Source organism: Streptomyces sp. SID3343, assembly GCF_009865215.1.
Lineage (GTDB): Bacteria > Actinomycetota > Actinomycetes > Streptomycetales > Streptomycetaceae > Embleya.
In genome coordinates, this window is record NZ_WWJX01000078.1 from 1 (window position 1) to 1,351 (window position 1,351).

Annotated in this window: 2 protein-coding genes; both read right to left on the reverse strand. The window is 73.4% G+C overall.

The annotated features are described in order from the left end of the window. Window positions 1-90: 90 nt before the first annotated feature. Window positions 91-840 (reverse strand): enoyl-CoA hydratase/isomerase family protein, encoded by a 750-nt coding sequence (locus GT354_RS02745; RefSeq protein WP_161354541.1) that lies wholly within the window; start codon window positions 838-840, stop codon window positions 91-93. After that, the coding region (locus tag GT354_RS02750) for a thiolase family protein (protein WP_161354542.1) at window positions 837-1,351 on the reverse strand (515 nt) is incomplete at its 5' end. The genes GT354_RS02750 and GT354_RS02745, both read right to left, overlap by 4 nt.

The window sequence follows — 1,351 nt, forward strand, 5'->3', positions numbered from 1 at the left end:
GCGCCCATCCGCCCGCCGCCGATGACGCCGACGCGTCCCGCCACCGTCGTCACGCCGTCACCGCCGATGTCGCCGCCGCTGCCGTCATCGTCATGAGGTCTCGCTCCCCTTCGCCAGGTACGCGTTCATCCGATCCCTTTTGTCCGACCCCTCGAACAGCACGGCCTGCGCGAGGTCGTCGGCCACCGGATGGGCACCCGGGGAGTCGACCACGAGCTTGGTCAGGCGCAGCGCTATCGCGGACGACCTGCCCATCCGGTCGAGCACCCGGTGCGCGTGCTCGATCAGCGACGGCGCCGGCACCACGTCCATCACCAGGCCGACCGCTCGCGCCGACTCGGCGTCCAGGGTGCGCCCCGCGAGCAGGACCTGTTTGGCCACCGACGCGCCGACCAGCTCCGGCAACCGTCGGCAGGCGCCGGCCGCGGCGATGATGCCCAGGCCGGGTTCGGGGTTGCCGAACTTCGCGTCGGGACCGGCGATGCGCAGGTCGCAGGCGTACGCCAACTCGGCGCCGCCGCCGAGCGCCCAGCCGTCCACCGCGGCCAGGGTGGGCATCGGTAGCCGGTGCACCCGGTCGAAGAGCCTGCTGTTGATCCCGCGCAGCGCGTCCTCGCGCCCCCGGCGGGCGAGTTCGCCGATGTCGGCGCCACCGGCGAAGGTGTCCCCGTGCCCGGTGAGCAACAGGAAACGCGGTTCGCGCTCCAACGAGGCGCACACGTCGTGCAGTTCCTCGATCATCGCGCCGCTGATCGCGTTGCGGACCTCCGGGCGGTGCAGCGAGACCACCACCCGGTCCGCGCGCTCTTCGACCAACAGCGTTCGGTAGGTGCCGGTCATACCCGCTCCACCAGCATCGCGACGCCCTGGCCGACTCCCACGCACAACGTGGCCAGCCCACGGCGGGCGTCCTCGCGCTCCAACCTGCCCATCAGGGTGAGCAGAATGCGCGCCCCCGAGCATCCGAGCGGATGACCCAGCGCTATCGCGCCGCCGTCGGCGTTGACGGTGGCCTCGTCCAGCTTGAGCCGGCCGATCACGGCCAGGGCCTGGGCCGCGAACGCCTCGTTCAGCTCCACCGCGTCGAGATCGCCCACCTGTCGGCCCGCCCGCGCCAGCACCTTCTCGGTCGCGGGCACCGGCCCCAGACCCATCAGGTGCGGCTCGACCCCGGCCGAGGCCGAGCCGACGATCCGAGCCCGCGGGGTGAGCCCGTACCGCGCCACCGCGCTTTCGCTCGCCACCACCAACGCCGCGGCCCCGTCCGACAGCGGCGAGGCCGAGCCCGCGGTGACGATGCCGTCCGCGCGGAACACCGTCCGCAGCCGGCCCAGCCGCTCCGGCGTGGTGT